This is a genomic window from Enterobacter sp. RIT637 (assembly GCF_019718755.1).
Lineage (GTDB): Bacteria > Pseudomonadota > Gammaproteobacteria > Enterobacterales > Enterobacteriaceae > Enterobacter.
In genome coordinates this window covers 54897-73457 of record NZ_JAIHAZ010000007.1, presented here as the reverse complement: position 1 = coordinate 73457, position 18561 = coordinate 54897, and the positions used below count along the sequence as shown (strand labels likewise).

Below are 18561 nucleotides of genomic sequence, written 5' to 3'. Positions count from 1 at the left end.
GGAGGTTCACCGTGCAAGGCGTACCGGAACAGTTCATTGATGAGAGAGACAGCGCGCGCTTTCGCCATCTGGCGCAGCTGCCGGGCCTGGAACTCTATCACGCACATATCTCTGATTACGCCTTTGAGCCTCACACGCACGAAGCCTTCGGTATCGGCACCATTGAAACCGGCGCCGAACGCTTCCGCTATCGCGGGACCCAGCACCTGGCCTCCGAGAAATCCGTTGTCACCATGAACCCGGACGAGATCCACACCGGGGAATCAGCCACCGAAGGCGGCTGGCGCTACCGGATGGTCTATATCGAACCCGACCTGCTCGAAGAGGTCACCGGCCTGCGTCACTGGTGGTTTAGCGATGTCACCCGCTACGACCCGCAGCGCTCGCTGCAAATCGGCCAGCTGATTTACGGCCTGTGGCATACGAACGACCCGCTGGCACAAAAAGGAATGCTGCTGGATCTGATTGAGACGTTCCGTCCGTTAGCCCATCACGCGCCAGTGATTCAGGAAGGCGCACACCGGTTCGAACGCGTGCGCGAGTATCTACACGATAACTATATGCACCCTCTGACGCTGGACGAGCTGGCAAGCGTTGTCTCGCTCAGCCCGTACCATTTCCAGCGCCAGTTCAAGGCCCATTTTCACATCACGCCGCATCAAATGCTGATGGCGATCCGCCTGTGGCGCGCCAAAGCGTTCCTCACCCACGGCATGCCCGCCGCCGAAGTGGCTGCGGCAACCGGGCTGACCGACCAGTCGCATTTAACCCGCGCCTTTACCCGCCGTTACGGCATTACCCCCGTGCGCTACCAGAAGCAGGTCACCCGGCGCTAATGCGCAATCTCATACAATACGCGCGTATTTCGCCCTCCTACACTGAGTGCAAAGTAAATCAATGTGGATGGAAAAATGATTAGCGGCGTGTTGTATGCCCTGCTTGCAGGTTTGATGTGGGGGCTGATTTTTGTCGGCCCGCTGATAGTGCCGGAGTATCCGGCAATATTGCAGTCCACGGGGCGTTATCTTGCGCTGGGGCTGATAGCTCTGCCGCTGGCCTGGCTGGGGCGTGCGCGACTGCGCCAGCTCAGCCGCCAGGACTGGTCGACCGCGCTGGCGCTGACCATGATGGGCAATCTCATCTATTACGTTTGCCTGGCAAGCGCGATACAGCGCACCGGTGCACCGGTATCGACCATGATCATCGGCACGCTACCGGTCGTTATTCCTGTGTTCGCGAATCTGCTCTACAGCCACCGCGATGGCAAACTGGCCTGGTCAAAAATGGCCCCTGCACTGGCCTGCACCGCAGTGGGGTTGGTGTGCGTTAATATCGCCGAACTGCGCCACAGCCTGGAAGATTTCAGCCTGTGGCGTTACGGTTCGGGGATCTTTTTAGCGTTCGTCTCAGTAGCGTGCTGGGCCTGGTATGCCCTGCGCAATGCGCGCTGGCTGCGGGAGAACCCGGACAAGCACCCGATGATGTGGGCGACGGCGCAGGCGCTGGTGACGTTACCCGTCTCGCTCGTGGGGTATGCTGGCGCCTGTATCTCGCTAGGCCATCAACAGCCAGACTTCGCCCAGCCCTTCGGTCCAAGACCGTGGGTGTTTATTGGCTTAATGGTTGCGATTGCGGTGCTGTGCTCGTGGGTTGGCGCGCTGTGCTGGAATATTGCCAGCCAGAAATTGCCGACGGTGATTTTAGGGCCGCTGATTGTCTTCGAAACCCTGGCCGGGCTGCTGTATACCTTCCTGATGCGCCAGAGCGTGCCGCCGCTGTTAACGGCCTGTGGAATTTTGTTGCTGGTCGCAGGAGTGGTGATAGCGGTGAGAGCGAAGCCGGAAAAACCAAGGGTCGTTCCGGCGTCGGAGATGTGATTTTTGCCGGGTGGCGGCTACGCCTTACCCGGCCTACGAGGAGCGGTATTGTAGGCCGGGTAAGCGCTAGCGCCACCCGGCATGATGTTAAAACGTTTCCCAGTTCGCTTCAGACGCGGTCGCTACCGGCTGCGCTTTTGGCACATAGGTTTTCACCGGTGCCGCTTTGACCGCCTGGTTGCGGGTGATTTTGAACACAGCTACCGCTTCGTTCAGGCGTGCAGCCTGATCTTCCAGCGCCGCCGCGGCCGCCGCAGACTCCTCCACCAGCGAGGCGTTCTGCTGGGTGACGCGGTCCATCTCCGCCACCGCCTGACCGACCTGATCGATACCGCGGCTCTGCTCGTCAGAGGCCGAGGCAATTTCGCCCATGATGTCGGTGACGCGGGTGACCGCATTGACGATCTCAGCCATCGTCGCGCCCGCTTCGTTCACCAACTGAGAGCCCGCATTCACGCGCTCGCCGGAATCATCAATCAGCGCCTTAATCTCTTTCGCCGCCTGAGCACTGCGTTGGGCAAGGGTACGCACTTCGCCCGCGACGACCGCAAAGCCACGCCCCTGCTCGCCCGCGCGCGCCGCTTCCACCGCCGCGTTCAGCGCCAGAATATTGGTCTGGAAGGCAATACCGTCGATCACGTTGGTAATTTGGGCAATTTTGCTGGAACTGGTGGCGATTTCGTCCATCGTGCGCACCACACCTTCCACCACGCTTCCGCCCTTCTTCGCGGTTGAGGAAGCATCCAGTGCCAGACGAGACGCCTGACGCGCGTTATCGGCGTTCTGCTTCACCGTTGCGGTCAACTGTTCCATGCTGGCAGCGGTCTCTTCCAGAGACGCGGCCTGCTGCTCGGTACGGGAAGAGAGATCGTTACTGCCCGCAGAGATTTCGCCCGCGCCGGTATAAATGGTATCTGCACCTTCACGCACCACGCCCACGGTGTTCGCCAGCGACGTTTGCATCTCCTGTACGTTGCGCGCCAGGATAGCCATTTCGTTTTTACCCTGTGCCTGAATCGGCTGGGTCAAATCCCCTGCAGCAATGGCGCGGATATGGTTGATGACGTCCTCCAGAGGCAGCAGCAGCACGCGGCGCATGGCGATCCAGCTGGAGATAATCACCGCAATGACGAGAATCATGACGGCTGAGAGGATCCACAGGATGCGCTTATAGTCGCTTTCGTTATCCTGGATGCCTTTATCGGTAAGCGTTGCCTGCGCTTCGCGCCACTCGCGGTAAACCGCCTGCATCGCAGTCTGTTTTTGTTCGGCATTCTGCTTGAACATATCTTCCAGATTGCCCTGGCTCAGCAGAACGTTCATTTGCGTCAGCGTGGCGGAGTATATACGGTACTGCTCCTCCAGCCGGTCGGCCAGATTCTTATCCAGACCCGGGGTATTCGGCAGGGCGTAGTATTTATCGTAATGGACCTGGGCATTGGCCAGCAGATTTTTCGCGGTGTTAACCAGCTCGTTCAGCTGACCGCCGTTAATCTGAGAGGCCATGCTGCTTTGCAGACGCAGCATCCCTCGGTTGAGGGTGACGCGAGCCTGATTCAGGCTGATCCACGCATCGGTAAACTCCGCCACGTTCTTGCTGGAGAGCTGCGACACGGTGAAGTTGTCTTTGTCGTTATTCAGCGCGTTGATAAAAATGCCTGCGGAGATCAGTTGCATGATGCCGAGCACAAGCAGCACCGAAATCAGAAGGGTAATGACTTTTATACGTTTAAACATGCGATGCCTTTTTTATATGCAGGTTTGTCTGACGTGGATATATCGGCAGGCGCGGCGGGTTGTTTACTGTTTCTCCACCTTTAAAAACTTTCTAAAGCACTTTCTTATGTCCATTCAGGGAGTTAAATGAGACATTTTTTTGTGATCCACATCTCATTCTCCCCCTTCCCTCTAAAGGGTTATAGCCTCGCCTTAAAGATGCATTTAATATGCATCTTATATTATTCATGACGAGGTAACTCCTATGGCCTTTCGCGACCAACCCCTCGGCGAGCTGGCGCTCTCCATCCCTCGCGCTTCTGCGCTGTTCCGTAAATACGATATGGATTACTGCTGCGGCGGTAAGCAAACCCTGGCGCGTGCGGCCTCGCGTAAAGACCTGGATGTAGAGATGATTGAAGCCGAGCTTGCACAGCTGGCCGAGCAGCCCGTTGATAAAGACTGGCGAACCGCCCCGCTCGCGGAAATCATCGACCACATCATCGTGCGTTACCATGACCTTCACCGTGAACAGCTGCCGGAGCTGATCCTGCAGGCCACGAAAGTTGAGCGCGTACATGCCGACAAACCCTCCGTGCCGCGCGGCCTGGCAAAATACCTGACCATGCTGCACGAAGAGCTTTCCAGCCACATGATGAAAGAAGAGCAGATCCTCTTCCCGATGATTAAACAGGGAATGGGAAGCCAGGCGATGGGGCCTATCAGCGTGATGGAAAGCGAGCACGATGACGCGGGTGAACTGCTGGAAGTGATCAAGCACACCACCCACAACGTCACGCCGCCGCCGGAAGCGTGCACGACCTGGAAAGCGATGTACAACGGCATTAACGAGCTGATCGACGACCTGATGGAACACATCAGTCTTGAGAATAACGTTCTGTTCCCGCGGGCATTAGCTGATAAATAAAAAGCCCGGTGGCGCTAGCGCTTACCGGGCCTACAACGTCCTCGAACGTAGGCCGGGTAAGCGTCAGCGCCACCCGGCAACATGCTTAACGCATGCCTGCCATACGTTTCTTACCGATGAACATCCAGCCCAGCCCCAGTGCGATGAACCACAGCGGCGTGACGATCAGCGCCTGACGGGTATCATCTTCCAGCGTCAGCAGCACCAGCACGAAGACGAAGAACGCCATGCACACCCAGCACATCAGCTTGCCCAGCGGCATCTTGTAGATCGATTTCTCATGCAGGTGTGGACGCTGTTTGCGGTACACCAGGTACGAGCACAGGATGATGGTCCAGACGAACATAAACAGGATCGCAGAGACCGTGGTGATCATGGTGAACGCGCCAATCACGCTTGGGTTCACGTAGAGCATCACCACGCCGCCCAGCAGGCACATGCATGAGAAGGTCAACCCTTTTGCCGGTACCGCACGCTTAGACAGCTTGGCGAACGCGCTCGGCGCCACGCCCTCCTGCGCCAGACCAAACAGCATACGGCTGGTAGAGAATACGCCGCTGTTTGCCGATGAAGCCGCTGAGGTCAGCACCACGAAGTTAATCAGGCTCGCGGCAGCAGGCAGGCCCACCAGCACGAACAGCTCAACGAACGGGCTCTTGGTTGGCACCACGGAGCTCCACGGCGTCACGGACATAATGATGACCAGCGCAAAGACGTAGAACATAATGATACGCAGCGGAATGGAGTTAATGGCGCGCGGGAGAGACTTCTCGGGATCTTTGGTCTCCGCCGCCGTGGTGCCCACCAGCTCAATGCCCACAAAAGCAAATACCGCGATCTGGAAGCCGGCAAAGAAGCCGCTAATGCCTTTCGGGAACCAGCCGCCGTCATTCCACAGATGGGTAAACGATGCCTGAACGCCGGTTGGCGACTGGAAGTGCGTCAGTACCATCACCAGGCCCACAACAATCAGCCCCACGATAGCGACGATTTTGATCATCGCGAACCAGAATTCCATCTCGCCGAACATTTTTACGGTGGCGAGGTTCAGACTCAGCAGCAGGACAATCACCGCCAGCGAAGCCACCCAGTCCGAGAGGCCGGGGAACCAGAATTGCGCGTACGCGGTAATCGCCACGACGTCCGCCATACCGGTGACAACCCAGCAGAACCAGTAGGTCCAGCCGGTGAAATAGCCCGCCCACGGCCCGAGAAGGTCAGAAGCGAAGTCGCTAAAGGATTTGTATTCGAGGTTCGAGAGCAGCAATTCACCCATTGCGCGCATCACGAAGAAGAGCATAAAACCGATGATCATATAAACGAAGATGATCGACGGCCCGGCAAGACTGATGGTTTTGCCTGACCCCATAAACAGCCCGGTACCGATGGCACCGCCGATGGCGATAAGCTGTATATGACGGTTTGTGAGATTGCGCCGTAGCGACTGTTCAGACGTCGCCTCTTCTGTAGCGGCGACTTTGACCTGATCTACCATGTAATTTTCCTGTTTATGCCTGTCTGTGTTGTTAAGGCTCTTCTGGCCTTTAAAAACGTCAAAAAAATGACGGTCCCTTTGTAAGGACTTTTCGATAGTAGGTAAGAATCGGCGGGATGAATACTATGATTTAGATATTATGTTAATAATATGTTGGAATTGAGTGTCATATCACTCATACAGCGCGAAACAGTTCACAAAAATACACGCAACAGTTTCGTTTGCAACATAAAATATTGATTACGTCGTAACTATAGGTTTTCACACTATATTCCTCTCCCCGACTGGAGAGAGGAAATAAGAAAAGCCGATTACAGGATTTCCAGCAGCTCGACTTCAAAGACCAGGGTGCTGAATGGCGGAATGGACGCACCCGCGCCACGCTCGCCATAGGCCAGGTTCTGAGGAATAGTCAGTTCCCACTTGGAGCCCACTGGCATCAGGGTCAGCGCTTCGATCCAGCCCGCGATAACGCCGTTAACCGGGAATTCAGCCGGTTCGCCGCGCGCCACGGAGCTGTCGAACACGGTACCGTCGATCAGCTTACCGGTGTAGTGAACGCGAACGTGGTCGGTACGTGCCGGGATCGCGCCGTCACCCTGGTTGATCACGCGGAACTGCAGGCCCGATTCGGTGCTGTTCACGCCTTCGCGCTCGCGGTTCTCTTCCAGATATTTCACGCCTTCTGCGGCCATCTCTTCGAAGCGCGCGCGACGCACGGCGTCAGCACGTTCGTGAATTTCACGCAGCGCACGGTGCACAACGTCAACCGGAACAGCCGGATGATTGCCTTCCAGCGCGTCAGCGATACCCGCCACCAGCGCTTCCGGTAACAGACCTTCCAGGCCGGATTCGCTCAGCTGCTGTCCTACCTGCAAGCCGATGCCGTAGCTTGCCTGCGCTTCGATAGTGTCAAAAGTCGGGGTGGTCATGGGTTTTCCTTCCATCACATTTAAAGTAGCGGGCAGCATATCAGCCATGCCCTTATGGGTAAAACTTTGTCTTAAGTAAAGGTGACAAACTGCGGCGAAACAGAAACAATAGAGATAACCAGGATTAATCCCGAACTGATGTCACGGATGTCGGGTTTACTACGCCGTTCAGGCAGTTAGCAAACTATACTTCGGGGCACAGGATAAAAAATACGCGGAGCAGGAGGAGTGCCATGCCCGGGCGATTTGAACTGAAACCTACCCTGGCGAAAATCTGGCAGGCGCCGGACAATTTTCGCATCATGGACCCGCTGCCCCCTATGCACCGCAGAGGCATTATCATTGGCGCGCTGCTGGTGATCGTGGGCTTCCTGCTTCCTTCCGGCGGCGACAACGTGGATACCGCGCCGGTGACCCGCAATGCGCAGCTGGATATCCAGTCGCAAACGCGACCGCAGCCGGACGCGCAGCCCATGCAGACGCAGCTGGTGACGCCATCCAACGATCCGGGTCAGGTCGCTCCTGTAGAGCCTGAACCCGTTCAGGAAGAACAACCGCAGGAGCAGGCCGCTGCGCCACAGGTTCAGCAGCCGACAGGCATTGAGCAGCAGTGGCGTTCCTATCGCGTTGAGCCGGGTAAAACGCTCGCGCAGCTGTTCCGCGACCACAACCTGCCTGCGACTGACGTTTACGCCATGGCGCAGGTGGAAGGTGCAGGCAAGCCGCTGAGTAACCTGCAAAACGGCCAGATGGTGCAGATCCGCCAGAACGCCAGCGGCGTGGTAACCGGGTTAACGATTGATACCGGAAATGGTCAGCAGGTGCTGTTTACCCGTCAGCCGGACGGCAGTTTTATCAGAGCACGCTAGTTCTGTAGGCCGGGTAAGGCGTAGCCGCCACCCGGCACACGGTTCTCAGGCACTCCGCTTGTTCACCCACCAAATCCCCGAGCAGACCAGCACCAGCGCAATCGCATATTTGATATCCAGAATATTTTCACCGAGGAAGATTGCCGACAGCACCGTCCCCGCAACAGGGATGACAAAGTTGAACGGGGCAATCATACTCACGCGATTCACTTTCAGCAGCGCGCTCCAGAGGGCAAACGCTACCGAAGAGAGCAGCGTCAGGTATCCCAGCACCGCAACGGCCTTCATGCTGTGCACCTCCAGCGTCCCTCCCGTGGCATAACCTCCCGCAACCAGCACAGCCCCGCCTATCGCCAGCTGCCATCCGGTCATCACCGTGGGGTCAACGGTCTGGGAAATACGCTTCCCGTACAGCGTGGCGGCAGAAAGAATAAAAGCAGCCAGCACCACAAACCCGTCGCCGTTCCAGACAAACTGAAAATCGCTCAAGCCGCTGTGGAAGTTCACCAGCATCACCCCGGCAAACCCGAGAATACAGCCCAGCGTTTTGTTATAGCTGAGTTTGTCGTTGTGGTAGATAAAGTGCGCCAACAGCACGCTGAAGAAAGTCCCGGTAGCGTTCATGATCGACCCGTTCACCCCCGTCGTGTAGGCCAGGCCTATATAGAAGAAAGTGTACTGAATAGTCGTCTGGGTCAGCCCGAGGAGGGTGAGCTGGCCAAACTGCGTGGGCGTAAGCCTGCCTATCGGTTTTCGTTGGGCCAGCGCAAACAGCAGCAGCAGTGCACCGGCAAACAGGAAACGGTATCCGGCAAACACCACTTTCGATGGAATATCATCGGTTGCGATCTGGAAAAGCTCATAACCACTTTTAATGGCTGGGTAAGAGCTACCCCAAAGCAGACAGCAGAGCGTGGCGCAGGCATAGGCCACATTTCGGCGAGCAAAAACAGGCGTGGGCAGAGCGGTATCCATGACAAATCTCATAAATAAAATTGCGTTTCAATTTATTATCAGAGAATGCGACAGGATTCGTTACCATACAAGAAGAAATGATGATTTCTGGTCTCCCAGAAAAGCAAAACGCCGGCACAAGGCCGGCGCTTCGACGCGAGCAGAGTAAAAAATTACTCAGCTACAACGTTAACAACCAGTTTAGCGAACACTTCGCTGTGAACCTGGAAGTCAACTTCGTGCTCACCAGTGGTACGCAGAACGCCGTTCGGCAGACGAACTTCGCTCTTAGCCACTTTAACGCCTGCTGCAGAAACTGCATCAGCGATATCGCGGGTACCGATGGAACCGAACAGTTTACCTTCGTCGCCAGCTTTAGACGCGATGGTAACAGTGCCCAGTGCGTTGATTGCTTCAGCGCGAGCGTTAGCAGCCGCCAGAACGTCAGCCAGTTTGGCTTCCAGTTCAGCGCGACGTGCTTCGAAAAACTCTACGTTTTTCTTAGTAGCTGGAACAGCTTTACCCTGTGGAACCAGGAAGTTACGTGCGTAACCCGCTTTAACGTTAACCTGATCACCCAGGCTGCCCAGGTTTGCTACTTTATCAAGCAGAATAACTTGCATTACCTTATCCTCTTAAAGTCGTATTAATGGACCGTGCCCGATTACTGATGACGATCAGTGTACGGCAGCAGGGACAGGTAGCGAGCGCGTTTGATAGCGCGAGCCAGCTGACGCTGATATTTTGCACGAGTACCGGTGATACGGCTTGGGACAATCTTACCGCTTTCGGTGATGTAGTTTTTCAGCGTTGCGATATCTTTATAGTCGATCTCTTGAACGCCTTCCGCGGTGAAACGGCAGAACTTGCGACGACGGAAATAACGTGCCATATGGCTAGTCTCCAGAATCTATCAAATCAATCTGCTCGGCATGCAGAACCATTTTGCTCAGGCCGTTCTTTGCCTTGTGGCAAGAGATGAACCCCTGAACGATTACTGCGCTACCGACCGTTAAACTGTGAGTAATGGCCTGGTTTTCGTGTCCGCTAATAATAACGGGCATTTGGCACCACGCCTGCCGGTGAAACCCGGCTTCCTCTTGCACAGAACGATGCTCAAGCACGAACTGGCAATGCGGAATTCCTGATGGACTGACCTTTCGAAGGGGAGCCCTGCATACGATGCCGGACAACGCCAGACGGTTGGTCATCAGAAATTACTCTTCAGAATCCCCAGCATCAGAATCATCTGCGGTTTCGTTTGCGAAATCATCGCGACGCTCACGGCGCTCGTCTTTCGCTTTAACCATCGGAGATGCTTCGGTAACTGCGTTTTTGGTACGCATAACCATGCTGCGGATAACGGCATCGTTGAAGCGGAAGGTAGTTTCCAGCTCATCGATCACTTCCTGCGGCGCTTCAACGTTCATCAGAACGTAGTGTGCTTTGTGCAGTTTGTTGATCGGGTAAGCCAGCTGACGGCGGCCCCAGTCTTCCAGACGGTGGATCGTACCTTCTGCACCAGTGATGGCAGCAGAGTAACGCTCGATCATACCCGGAACCTGTTCGCTCTGGTCAGGATGGACCATAAAAACGATTTCGTAATGACGCATCGAATTGCTCCTTACGGATTATTCAGCCTCCTGTCTGGGTCAGCCGAGGCCCGGGGAGGCAAGGAACGTGTTAAAGGTCGGCTGAAAAATTGACGCGTCATAATACTTGCGCGCCCCTGGAAACTCAAGCTGATTGCACAAATAATTCGCACAAAGCGCGAAGCGGGTCTAAGTCGGTGATTTAAAATTAATCACATCGAGAAGCGTTGTTTTTTTGAACAACACCATCAGAAATGGTCACTCATCGCGCAGCGATAAGCGATTACACTTTAATCAGAGCCCATCCAAACCCAGAAGGAGCAGGACAAACCGTCACACAGCACGCAGTCGTGGAGCGCATATCATGAAAAAAATCGCAATTACCGTATTGGCTGCGCTTTTGCTCAGTGCAAACGCAACGGCAGCCATCAAGATAGACGGCCGACAGGCCAGAAATATGGATGATGTGCAAAGCTTAGGCGTAATCTATATCAATCATAATTTCGCCACAGAAAGTGAAGCAGATCAGGCACTCAATGAAGAAACCGATGCTCAGGGTGCAACCTATTATCACGTGATGTTAACCCGTGAACCCGGCAGCAACGGCAACATGCACGCCAGTGCAGATATTTACCGATAACGCTTTAACGCTAGCACCAGGAAAGCCAACAAAGAGAACATAGCCATAGTTTGACTTGCCCCCTGCCCGGGGGCTTTTTTTGCGAATGGCTCCGGAATACCACCGGTTACAACTGTTTTTGGTATTCCAGAGCACTTATTCACTTCTGCCCGTAATAGGCATTCGGGCCATGCTTACGCATAAAATGCTTATTCATCAGGTAATCATCAATGCCCTGAAGCTGCGGGTTGATGTCGCGGGCAATCCACGCCATTTTGGCCACCTCTTCCATCACCACGGCATTATGTACCGCGTCATGAGCATCTTTTCCCCAGGCGAACGGACCGTGCTGATACACGACAATACCCGGCGTATGCAGCGGTTCACTTTCGCCCAACGTTTCGATGATGACCTTCCCGGTGTTGAGCTCGTACTCGCCTTCCACTTCAGCCTGCGTTAATGCGCGCGTGCAGGGAATGTCGCCAAAGAAGTAGTCCGCGTGGGTCGTGCCCAGCGCCGGGATGGGCAGCCCCGCCTGTGCCCAGGCCGTCGCGTGCGTGGAGTGGGTATGCACCACGCCGCCAAGGGATGGATAACGCTGATAAAGCGCCAGATGGGTTGCGGTATCTGATGAAGGCCGCCATTTGCCGTCAACGACACGCCCTTCGAGATCCACCACCACCATATCGTCTGCTTTCATGGTGTCATACGCCACACCGCTCGGCTTAATCACGATCAGCCCCTGCTCGCGGTCAATCGCACTGACGTTGCCCCAGGTGAACGTGACCAGACCATAGCGCGGCAGATCCATGTTGGCTTCAAATACCTGCTGTTTAAGCTTAAGCATGTTCAACCTCCAGCAACCCTGCCCGCGCCATACGCTCGCGCACCCAGTCCCGCGCCTTCGCCACTTCCGCAGCCGGGTCGTCCGACGTTTCACTCCACATCTCAATCAGGTAAGGCCCGCAATAGCCTGTCTGTTTGAGCGTTTCGAAGCACCGTTCGAAATCCACCACCCCGGTGCCGAACGGAACATTTTTGAACACGCCTGGACGGGTATCTTTAACGTGAACCGCCACGATATGACCGATGCCCGCCTGCAGCTCCATCTGCACGTCGTTATCCCATGCAGACAGGTTGCCGATATCCGGATAAAGCTGGAACCACGGGTTATTGAGATAGTGCGCGTAGCCCAGCGCCTTGCTGATGGAGTTCATCAACGGGTAGTCCATGATCTCCATCGCCAGCGTGACCTGCGCGCGGCTTGCCATCTCAACGCTCTCTTTCAGGCCGTCACGGAAACGACGGCGCGTTTCATCGTTGGCTTCCTGATAGTAAACGTCATAACCCGCCAGTTGGATCACGCGGATACCGACATCCTGCGCAAAGCGAATGGCTTTACGCATGATCTCCAGCCCCTGCGCACGCACGGCATCATCTTCGCTGCCGAGCGGAAAACGACGGTGGGCGCTCAGACACATTGACGGCACGCGCACGCCCGTTTCAGCAATGGCGCTCACCAGTGCGAGCCGCTGTTCACGGCTCCAGTCGAGGCGAGAGAGGCGTTCGTCTGTCTCATCCACGGACATTTCAACAAAATCGAAGCCCAGCTGTTTTGCCAGTTGCAACCGCTCCAGCCAGCACTCCCCCGCGGGGAGTGCCTTTTCATAGATGCCAAGCGGGACCTGTTTTGACAACATACCCGCTCCTTATCCCCAAAGCTGAGCGATTGAGCGTTTAAACTGACGCGCCGCTTCCACCGGAGACGCCGCATCACGAATGCTACGACCGGCAATAAAGACATGAATTGGAATGCCCTGGAACAGCGGCAGATCTTCCAGCGCCAGGCCGCCGGTGACGGTCACTTTGAAGCCCATGTCCGCCAGACGTTTGATGGCGCTGATATCTGCTTCGCCCCAGGCCACGCCTGCAGCCTGCGCATCACGGCTACGGTGGTACACTACCTGCTGAATACCCGCATCGCGCCACTCCTGCGCCTGCTCCCAGGTCCAGAAGCCAGTCAGTTCAATCTGCACGTCGCCGTTAAACTCTTTCGCTACGTCCAGCGCGCCTTTCGCGGTGTTGATATCTGCACAGCAGATCACGGTGACCCAGTCAGCATTCGCTTCAAAGCACATGCGGGAAAGGATTTTGCCTGCATCGGCGATCTTGGCATCTGCCAGCACGATTTTATGCGGATAGAGCGCTTTCAGGTCACGAACGGCGCGAACGCCCTCGCCTACGCACAGAATGGTACCCACTTCGATGATGTCGACTTCTTCCGCGATCAGGCGGGTGGTTTCGTAAGCGTGGGACAGAGTTTGGTTATCCAGCGCAACCTGCAACATTGGTAATGACATGTTCAATTCCTCTTAGACTGCCGCCGCAGTGGCGTTATCAATTAAATCCAGCACTTCCTGCTCGGTACGGCAGGCGCGTAAACGGTCAAAATTGGCTTCATCATCAAACAGATTGACGATCTGCATGATGCCCACCTCCTGGTGGGTATTGGCATCCACGGCGGCCATGGTGATCAGAATATCGACCGGGTCGTTGTCTTCATGGTTAAAGACCAGCGGCGTTTTCAGCGTTACCAGCGCGAAGCCAGTTTTCTTCACGCCCTCTTCAGGGCGCCCGTGCGGCATTGCCAGCCCTGGCGCTATCACAAAGTAAGGGCCATGCTGCGCCACGCCTTCAAGAATGGCCTGGTAGTAACGCGGCTCGACAACGTCAGCCTTAACCAGCAGATCCACGCTCAGCTTCACCGCTTCCTGCCAGGTGCTGGCCTCAGCCTGTAAAAGGATGGAGTTATTCTCTGCCAGCGAATCACGTAATTTCATGTTTCGTCCTTACTTCACGTCTTGAGGGAAGTGCTCTTTGATCACTTCCAGCAGTTTTGGGCCGAAATCCGCAGGCGACAGCATGTTGCGCACGCCCACCACATATTTGTTGCCCGTCACGGTGATTTCACCGGCGATGTGGGTAGACGCGATAATGATGTCTGCGCCGTTCAGCTCACTTTTGTATTCGCCCACTGCGCAGCTGTTCACCGAGTGGTCGATGTTTGACTGGGTTAAAAACTGATCCACTTTCATCTTCATGATCATGGAGCTGCCTTGCCCATTGCCACATACAGCCAGGATACGTACGGTCATAATCGAAACTCCTTAATGAGCAGACACTTCTGCTGTTTGTTTTTCCGCATCTTCTTCAGCTCGCAGCGAACGGCCAGCGAAGAACATATAAGCCAGTGCAATCAGAATGATGACGGCCATAAAGACAAGTCCGACGGAGGCAAAGCCCTGCATCATCGGCGGTGCCAGAATTGACCAGTCCGCCATGCCCATCCAGGCGCTCATACCGGTGAGCTTGACCGCCCACACGCAACCGAAGATTTCAATCATGCCCATCACCAGGCAGATCTTGAGCGCTGCGCGCCAGCCGCCGAAGTGGTTAGCAAACACGCCGATGGTGGCGTTAGAGAAGAACATCGGGATAAAGCCAGGAATAATCAGGATTGAGGAGCCGCAGCCGACCAGGATGCCTACCGCAATCAGCTGGCCGATGGTGCCCCACATAAAGCCCCAGACCACCGCGTTTGGCGCGAAGCTATAGATAGCGGCACAGTCAATTGCCAGTACCGCACCGGGGATCAGGCGTTGGGAGATACCGTTGAAGGCTTCCGACAGTTCGGCGACGAACATACGCACGCCCTGAGTGATGATGAAAATAGCCACCGCGAAGGAGAAGCCGGTCTGCAGGATATAGACCGTCCAGTGGGTTTTACCCGCCATCGCCTGAACGACGTCAATACCGAAGGAGAGCAGTATGGCGCCGAAGAAGATGGTCATTACAATCGCCGTTGAAACGATGTTGTCGTGGAAGATATTCAGCCAGCCCGGCAGCTTAAGGTCTTCAACGCTCTCTTCTTTTTTGCCCAGATACGGCGCAACTTTGTAAGCAACCCAGGCAGCGAACTGCTGCTGATGACCGATGGAGAAGCCGCAGCCGTCAGTCACTTCCTGGGTTGGCTTGTACATCATGTTGGAGGTGATACCCCAGTAGAGCGAAACCAGCACCGCGGTGCAGATAATCGTGGTCCACATTGGGTAGCCGAAGATATAGAAAGAAACCGCGATCAGCCCCGCCTGCTGGAACATGATGTGGCCGGTCAGCATGATGGTTCGAATGCCGGTGATACGGCGCAGCAGAACGTAAATGATGTTCAGGGCCAGCGCGAGCAGAACCGCATACCCCACCCAGCTATAGGCATCACCCATGCGTTCAATGGTCGCCATCATGGATGCGTAGGTATCAGAGATAGCGCCGTTAATGCCATACACTTCCGACATTTTGGCGACGACCGGCTTAAAGGTGCTGGTCAGAATGCCTGAACCCGCCTGCAGCAGCATAAAACCAATAATGGTTTTGATGGTGCCTTTGATAATCACACTGACGCTTTTTCGCAGCAGGATATAGCCCAGGCACGTCACGATACCCAGCAGCAGCGGGGCGTTGGTCATTACCTGATTAAAGAACACGGTAAAGACGTTGTAGAGGATCTCCATAACTCTCTCCAGAAATGAGAACACGAGGGTCAATCCCTGTGTGGTTGGTGTCATCACTCTATTAATCACAAATAATCACCACAAGATTGGATTTGATTATTTGTGACGTATCACGCAAATTATTTCCATGGTGTTAGTAATGATTTTCACTACCGTACATAAACAATCAATTAATCCTTATAATTCATACAATTAATGATTAATACGGGATAGTCTAACAAGTTAAAAGCGGATAATCCGTGAAGTCGAGCAGATAAAATTCACCATTTCCGCCATTGCAAAACGCGTCAAATGATGCCAGCATTAATCACAACAAATCACATTGTGATTACTTTTGATTAAACCAGGAGTCAAAACGATGAGTAAAGTGAACACCATCACCCGTGAATCATGGATTCTGAGCACCTTCCCGGAATGGGGTAGCTGGCTGAATGAAGAGATCGAGCAGGAACAGGTTGCTCCTGGCACATTTGCAATGTGGTGGCTGGGCTGTACCGGTATCTGGCTGAAATCAGAGGGTGGCGCCAATATCTGCGTCGATTTCTGGTGCGGCACCGGTAAACAGAGTCACGGCAACCCGCTGATGAAAAAAGGCCATCAGATGCAGCGCATGGCCGGCGTGGAAAAACTGCAGCCGAACCTGCGTACTACACCGTTTGTGCTAGATCCGTTTGCGATTCGTCAGATCGACGCCGTCCTCTCTACCCACGATCACAACGATCATATCGACGTGAACGTGGCGGCCGCGGTGATGCAAAACTGCGCGGACGATGTGCCGTTCATTGGGCCGCAGACCTGCGTGGATCTGTGGATCGGCTGGGGTGTGCCGAAAGAGCGCTGCATCGTGATGAAACCGGGCGATGTAGTAAAAATTAAAGACATTGAAATCCACGCGCTGGACGCCTTTGACCGTACAGCATTGATCACCCTGCCTGCCGATCAGAAAGCAGCTGGCGTGCTGCCAGATGGTATGGACGAGCGTGCGGTGAACTACCTGTTCAAAACCCCTGGCGGTTCTCTGTACCACAGCGGTGACTCCCACTACTCCAACTACTATGCGAAGCACGGTAACGAGCACCAGATCGACGTGGCGCTGGGCTCCTACGGTGAGAACCCACGCGGCATCACTGACAAAATGACCAGCGCCGATATGCTGCGCATGGCCGAAGCGCTGAACACCAAAGTGGTTATTCCGTTCCACCATGATATCTGGTCAAACTTCCAGGCAGACCCGCAGGAAATCCGCGTGCTGTGGGAAATGAAAAAAGACCGCCTGAAGTATGGCTTCAAGCCGTTCATCTGGCAGGTTGGTGGCAAGTTCACCTGGCCGCTGGACAAAGACAATCTCGAATATCACTATCCACGTGGTTTCGATGATTGCTTCACCATTGAGCCTGACCTGCCATTCAAGTCCTTCCTCTGATTGTGAAGCCAAATCGCCAGACCTTGTGTCTGGCGATTTCATATTTATTTTAGTAATTTCACGCTATTTCAAATATCATCTTTTCAAATCAATTCTTATCGGAATAGCTCATGACGGAAGCGCAACGACATCAAATTTTACTGGAACTCCTGGCGCAAACAGGGTTTATCACCGTTGAGAAAGTGATCGAACGTTTAGGCATTTCTCCGGCAACCGCCCGGCGGGACATCAACAAGCTGGATGAAAGTGGCAAACTGAAAAAGGTCCGCAACGGTGCGGAAGCTATCAGCCAGCAGCGTCCGCGCTGGACGCCGATGAATATTCATCAGGCGCAAAATCATGATGAAAAAGTACGGATCGCCAGAGCCGCGTCGCAGCTGGTGAATCCCGGTGAGAGCGTGGTCATCAACTGCGGCTCCACGGCGTTTCTGCTGGGTCGTGAAATGTGCGGCAAGCCGGTGCAAATCATCACCAACTACTTACCGCTCGCCAACTATCTCATCGATCAGGAGCATGAGAGCGTGGTGATCATGGGTGGCCAGTACAACAAAAGCCAGTCCATCACCCTTAGCCCGCAGGACAGTGAAAATAGCCTCTACGCCGGACACTGGATGTTCACCAGCGGTAAAGGCCTGACCACGGATGGGCTGTATAAAACCGACATGCTGACCGCGATGGCGGAGCAAAACATGCTTAACGTGGTAGGCAAACTCGTGGTGCTGGTCGACAGCAGCAAAGTGGGCGAGCGCGCAGGCATGCTGTTCAGCCGTGCCGAGCAAATCGACATGGTGATCACCGGTAAAAATGCCAACCCGGAAATCCTCCAGAAGCTGGAAGATCAAGGGGTCAAAGTTCTTCGGGTTTAAAGGTGCTGGCGGAAAAAGCTCACCGTGGCATCCAGCGCCGTCGGCGTAATACGGTGACGAACGCCCGCCTCCCAAAGGCAGGTTAAATTGCCGTCCAGCCCTTCACTCTTTAACGCCTGCTGTAAACGGAAAGTTCCCTCAGGCGGAACCACATCATCCGAGTCGCCGTGCCACAGCAGCAGCGGTCGATTGGCCAGGTGCGGTAACGCATGGGTGACGTCCCATTCCGCCAGCGCCGCTTCAATCTCTTTTGGGTTCTGCGAGGGAAACAGCGTCTGCGAGAGGGAAGTGAAGTAGCCCGAACCCATCAGGCAAGCGACGGATTTCACCTCCGGATGATGTGTCATGATCCCCAGCGCCGTCATCCCCCCCATTGACGCCCCAGCGACGGCCAGGCGATCGTTTTCCACCAGCCCGGCTTCGAAAAGCGCATCGCGCAGCCCTGCGAATTCCGTCAGGCTACCGTGCAGGATTTGCCAGAACTGGCCGAGTCGCGCCTGCTCATTACCCGAAAATCGCGCGCCATGATCCGGAGCATCCGGCATTACAACGCGAAATCCAGCCTGCGCCAGCGCCACGGCAAAATAGCTATAGACCAGCTTTGACGAGGTAAACCCATGATAAAAAACCACAACCGGCAGCGGCTGCTCACTTTTTCCGGTGGGGAAAGCATGTAATATTTCGAGGTCGTCAAGGCGTCGCGTTTCGAGTTCAATCATTGT

At 55.0% G+C, this 18561-nt stretch carries 22 protein-coding genes; 7 read left to right on the top strand and 15 right to left on the bottom strand.

Annotated elements, in window-relative coordinates:
* Positions 1-11: 11 nt before the first annotated feature.
* Both K5E19_RS12695 and K5E19_RS12690 read left to right on the top strand, forming a co-directional pair.
* Positions 12-836 carry an AraC family transcriptional regulator gene (locus tag K5E19_RS12695; protein WP_221551506.1) on the top strand — a complete coding sequence of 275 codons (825 nt, stop codon included), beginning with the start codon at positions 12-14 and terminating at the stop codon, positions 834-836.
* Positions 837-911: 75 nt separating this feature from the next.
* The gene (locus K5E19_RS12690; protein WP_221551661.1) at positions 912-1877 is read left to right on the top strand and encodes a DMT family transporter; all 966 of its coding nucleotides are present in this window, start codon (positions 912-914) and stop codon (positions 1875-1877) included.
* Between the two features lie 87 nt (positions 1878-1964).
* Here K5E19_RS12690 and K5E19_RS12685 read toward each other — a convergent pair whose 3' ends face one another.
* Positions 1965-3614, bottom strand: a complete 1650-nt coding sequence (locus K5E19_RS12685) for a methyl-accepting chemotaxis protein (protein ID WP_221551505.1) — start codon at positions 3612-3614, stop codon at positions 1965-1967.
* 244 nt (positions 3615-3858) lie between these two features.
* Here K5E19_RS12685 and ytfE point away from each other — a divergent pair, with 244 nt between their 5' ends.
* Entirely contained in the window at positions 3859-4521 is a 663-nt protein-coding gene (ytfE, locus tag K5E19_RS12680; protein WP_221551504.1) for an iron-sulfur cluster repair protein YtfE, read from the top strand.
* A gap of 85 nt (positions 4522-4606) precedes the next feature.
* Here ytfE and cycA read toward each other — a convergent pair whose 3' ends face one another.
* Both cycA and fklB read right to left on the bottom strand, forming a co-directional pair.
* Positions 4607-6016, bottom strand: coding sequence for a D-serine/D-alanine/glycine transporter (gene cycA / locus K5E19_RS12675; protein ID WP_221551503.1), 1410 nt, complete (start codon positions 6014-6016; stop codon positions 4607-4609).
* Between the two features lie 311 nt (positions 6017-6327).
* Positions 6328-6948, bottom strand: a complete 621-nt coding sequence (gene fklB, locus K5E19_RS12670) for an FKBP-type peptidyl-prolyl cis-trans isomerase (RefSeq protein WP_172411118.1) — start codon at positions 6946-6948, stop codon at positions 6328-6330.
* 233 nt (positions 6949-7181) lie between these two features.
* On the opposite strand from fklB, the gene K5E19_RS12665 reads away from it, so the two are divergent.
* On the top strand, positions 7182-7817 hold the full coding sequence (locus K5E19_RS12665) for an OapA family protein (protein ID WP_221551501.1): 636 nt from the start codon (positions 7182-7184) through the stop codon (positions 7815-7817).
* 45 nt (positions 7818-7862) lie between these two features.
* Here K5E19_RS12665 and K5E19_RS12660 read toward each other — a convergent pair whose 3' ends face one another.
* From K5E19_RS12660 to rpsF, 5 genes are all read right to left on the bottom strand, one after another.
* Complete coding sequence (locus tag K5E19_RS12660) at positions 7863-8792, bottom strand: DMT family transporter (RefSeq protein WP_221551500.1); 930 nt, start codon at positions 8790-8792, stop codon at positions 7863-7865.
* Between the two features lie 152 nt (positions 8793-8944).
* Positions 8945-9394, bottom strand: a complete 450-nt coding sequence (gene rplI / locus K5E19_RS12655) for a 50S ribosomal protein L9 (protein WP_008502894.1) — start codon at positions 9392-9394, stop codon at positions 8945-8947.
* A gap of 41 nt (positions 9395-9435) precedes the next feature.
* Entirely contained in the window at positions 9436-9663 is a 228-nt protein-coding gene (rpsR, locus tag K5E19_RS12650) for a 30S ribosomal protein S18 (RefSeq protein ID WP_000135199.1), read from the bottom strand.
* 4 nt (positions 9664-9667) lie between these two features.
* On the bottom strand, positions 9668-9982 hold the full coding sequence (gene priB / locus K5E19_RS12645) for a primosomal replication protein N (RefSeq protein WP_008502895.1): 315 nt from the start codon (positions 9980-9982) through the stop codon (positions 9668-9670).
* 6 nt (positions 9983-9988) lie between these two features.
* Positions 9989-10384, bottom strand: coding sequence for a 30S ribosomal protein S6 (rpsF, locus tag K5E19_RS12640; RefSeq protein WP_014068637.1), 396 nt, complete (start codon positions 10382-10384; stop codon positions 9989-9991).
* 343 nt (positions 10385-10727) lie between these two features.
* Between rpsF and yjfY the strand changes: the two genes are divergently transcribed.
* Positions 10728-11003 carry a DUF1471 family protein YjfY gene (gene yjfY, locus K5E19_RS12635; RefSeq protein WP_221551499.1) on the top strand — a complete coding sequence of 92 codons (276 nt, stop codon included), beginning with the start codon at positions 10728-10730 and terminating at the stop codon, positions 11001-11003.
* A gap of 139 nt (positions 11004-11142) precedes the next feature.
* Here yjfY and K5E19_RS12630 read toward each other — a convergent pair whose 3' ends face one another.
* Genes K5E19_RS12630 through ulaA form a run of 6 tightly spaced genes read right to left on the bottom strand, consistent with a single transcriptional unit; the run spans position 11143 to position 15550 of the window.
* A complete protein-coding gene (locus K5E19_RS12630; protein ID WP_221551498.1) occupies positions 11143-11829 on the bottom strand; it encodes an L-ribulose-5-phosphate 4-epimerase in 687 nt (228 codons plus the stop codon).
* Positions 11822-12682, bottom strand: a complete 861-nt coding sequence (locus tag K5E19_RS12625) for an L-ribulose-5-phosphate 3-epimerase (protein ID WP_221551497.1) — start codon at positions 12680-12682, stop codon at positions 11822-11824. The genes K5E19_RS12630 and K5E19_RS12625 overlap by 8 nt, the downstream gene beginning before the upstream one ends.
* A 9-nt stretch (positions 12683-12691) precedes the next feature.
* Complete coding sequence (ulaD, locus tag K5E19_RS12620) at positions 12692-13342, bottom strand: 3-keto-L-gulonate-6-phosphate decarboxylase UlaD (RefSeq protein ID WP_023334265.1); 651 nt, start codon at positions 13340-13342, stop codon at positions 12692-12694.
* Positions 13343-13354: 12 nt separating this feature from the next.
* The gene (gene ulaC / locus K5E19_RS12615; RefSeq protein WP_221551496.1) at positions 13355-13822 is read right to left on the bottom strand and encodes a PTS ascorbate transporter subunit IIA; all 468 of its coding nucleotides are present in this window, start codon (positions 13820-13822) and stop codon (positions 13355-13357) included.
* Positions 13823-13831: 9 nt separating this feature from the next.
* The gene (gene ulaB, locus K5E19_RS12610) at positions 13832-14137 is read right to left on the bottom strand and encodes a PTS ascorbate transporter subunit IIB (RefSeq protein ID WP_221551495.1); all 306 of its coding nucleotides are present in this window, start codon (positions 14135-14137) and stop codon (positions 13832-13834) included.
* Between the two features lie 12 nt (positions 14138-14149).
* Entirely contained in the window at positions 14150-15550 is a 1401-nt protein-coding gene (gene ulaA / locus K5E19_RS12605) for a PTS ascorbate transporter subunit IIC (protein ID WP_221551494.1), read from the bottom strand.
* A 358-nt stretch (positions 15551-15908) separates the two neighbouring features.
* On the opposite strand from ulaA, the gene ulaG reads away from it, so the two are divergent.
* Together ulaG and ulaR are read left to right on the top strand one after the other, a co-directional pair.
* Positions 15909-16973, top strand: a complete 1065-nt coding sequence (ulaG, locus tag K5E19_RS12600; RefSeq protein ID WP_010427455.1) for an L-ascorbate 6-phosphate lactonase — start codon at positions 15909-15911, stop codon at positions 16971-16973.
* A gap of 110 nt (positions 16974-17083) precedes the next feature.
* On the top strand, positions 17084-17839 hold the full coding sequence (gene ulaR / locus K5E19_RS12595) for an HTH-type transcriptional regulator UlaR (protein ID WP_221551492.1): 756 nt from the start codon (positions 17084-17086) through the stop codon (positions 17837-17839).
* Here the strand turns inward: ulaR and yjfP are convergent.
* Positions 17836-18558: an esterase gene (yjfP, locus tag K5E19_RS12590; protein WP_221551490.1), complete on the bottom strand. Its 723-nt coding sequence runs from the start codon at positions 18556-18558 to the stop codon at positions 17836-17838. The genes ulaR and yjfP overlap by 4 nt on opposite strands.
* Positions 18559-18561: the final 3 nt, after the last annotated feature.

Excerpts from the sequence above, each read along its gene's own strand:
- K5E19_RS12690 (WP_221551661.1), top strand. The coding sequence starts at position 912 with ATGATTAGCGGCGTGTTGTATGCCCTGCTTGCAGGTTTGATGTGGGGG.
- K5E19_RS12685 (WP_221551505.1), bottom strand. The coding sequence starts at position 3,614 with ATGTTTAAACGTATAAAAGTCATTACCCTTCTGATTTCGGTGCTGCTT.
- ytfE (WP_221551504.1), top strand. The coding sequence starts at position 3,859 with ATGGCCTTTCGCGACCAACCCCTCGGCGAGCTGGCGCTCTCCATCCCT.
- cycA (WP_221551503.1), bottom strand. The coding sequence starts at position 6,016 with ATGGTAGATCAGGTCAAAGTCGCCGCTACAGAAGAGGCGACGTCTGAA.
- fklB (WP_172411118.1), bottom strand. The coding sequence starts at position 6,948 with ATGACCACCCCGACTTTTGACACTATCGAAGCGCAGGCAAGCTACGGC.
- K5E19_RS12665 (WP_221551501.1), top strand. The coding sequence starts at position 7,182 with ATGCCCGGGCGATTTGAACTGAAACCTACCCTGGCGAAAATCTGGCAG.
- K5E19_RS12660 (WP_221551500.1), bottom strand. The coding sequence starts at position 8,792 with ATGGATACCGCTCTGCCCACGCCTGTTTTTGCTCGCCGAAATGTGGCC.
- rplI (WP_008502894.1), bottom strand. The coding sequence starts at position 9,394 with ATGCAAGTTATTCTGCTTGATAAAGTAGCAAACCTGGGCAGCCTGGGT.
- rpsR (WP_000135199.1), bottom strand. The coding sequence starts at position 9,663 with ATGGCACGTTATTTCCGTCGTCGCAAGTTCTGCCGTTTCACCGCGGAA.
- priB (WP_008502895.1), bottom strand. The coding sequence starts at position 9,982 with ATGACCAACCGTCTGGCGTTGTCCGGCATCGTATGCAGGGCTCCCCTT.
- rpsF (WP_014068637.1), bottom strand. The coding sequence starts at position 10,384 with ATGCGTCATTACGAAATCGTTTTTATGGTCCATCCTGACCAGAGCGAA.
- yjfY (WP_221551499.1), top strand. The coding sequence starts at position 10,728 with ATGAAAAAAATCGCAATTACCGTATTGGCTGCGCTTTTGCTCAGTGCA.
- K5E19_RS12630 (WP_221551498.1), bottom strand. The coding sequence starts at position 11,829 with ATGCTTAAGCTTAAACAGCAGGTATTTGAAGCCAACATGGATCTGCCG.
- K5E19_RS12625 (WP_221551497.1), bottom strand. The coding sequence starts at position 12,682 with ATGTTGTCAAAACAGGTCCCGCTTGGCATCTATGAAAAGGCACTCCCC.
- ulaD (WP_023334265.1), bottom strand. The coding sequence starts at position 13,342 with ATGTCATTACCAATGTTGCAGGTTGCGCTGGATAACCAAACTCTGTCC.
- ulaC (WP_221551496.1), bottom strand. The coding sequence starts at position 13,822 with ATGAAATTACGTGATTCGCTGGCAGAGAATAACTCCATCCTTTTACAG.
- ulaB (WP_221551495.1), bottom strand. The coding sequence starts at position 14,137 with ATGACCGTACGTATCCTGGCTGTATGTGGCAATGGGCAAGGCAGCTCC.
- ulaA (WP_221551494.1), bottom strand. The coding sequence starts at position 15,550 with ATGGAGATCCTCTACAACGTCTTTACCGTGTTCTTTAATCAGGTAATG.
- ulaG (WP_010427455.1), top strand. The coding sequence starts at position 15,909 with ATGAGTAAAGTGAACACCATCACCCGTGAATCATGGATTCTGAGCACC.
- ulaR (WP_221551492.1), top strand. The coding sequence starts at position 17,084 with ATGACGGAAGCGCAACGACATCAAATTTTACTGGAACTCCTGGCGCAA.
- yjfP (WP_221551490.1), bottom strand. The coding sequence starts at position 18,558 with ATGATTGAACTCGAAACGCGACGCCTTGACGACCTCGAAATATTACAT.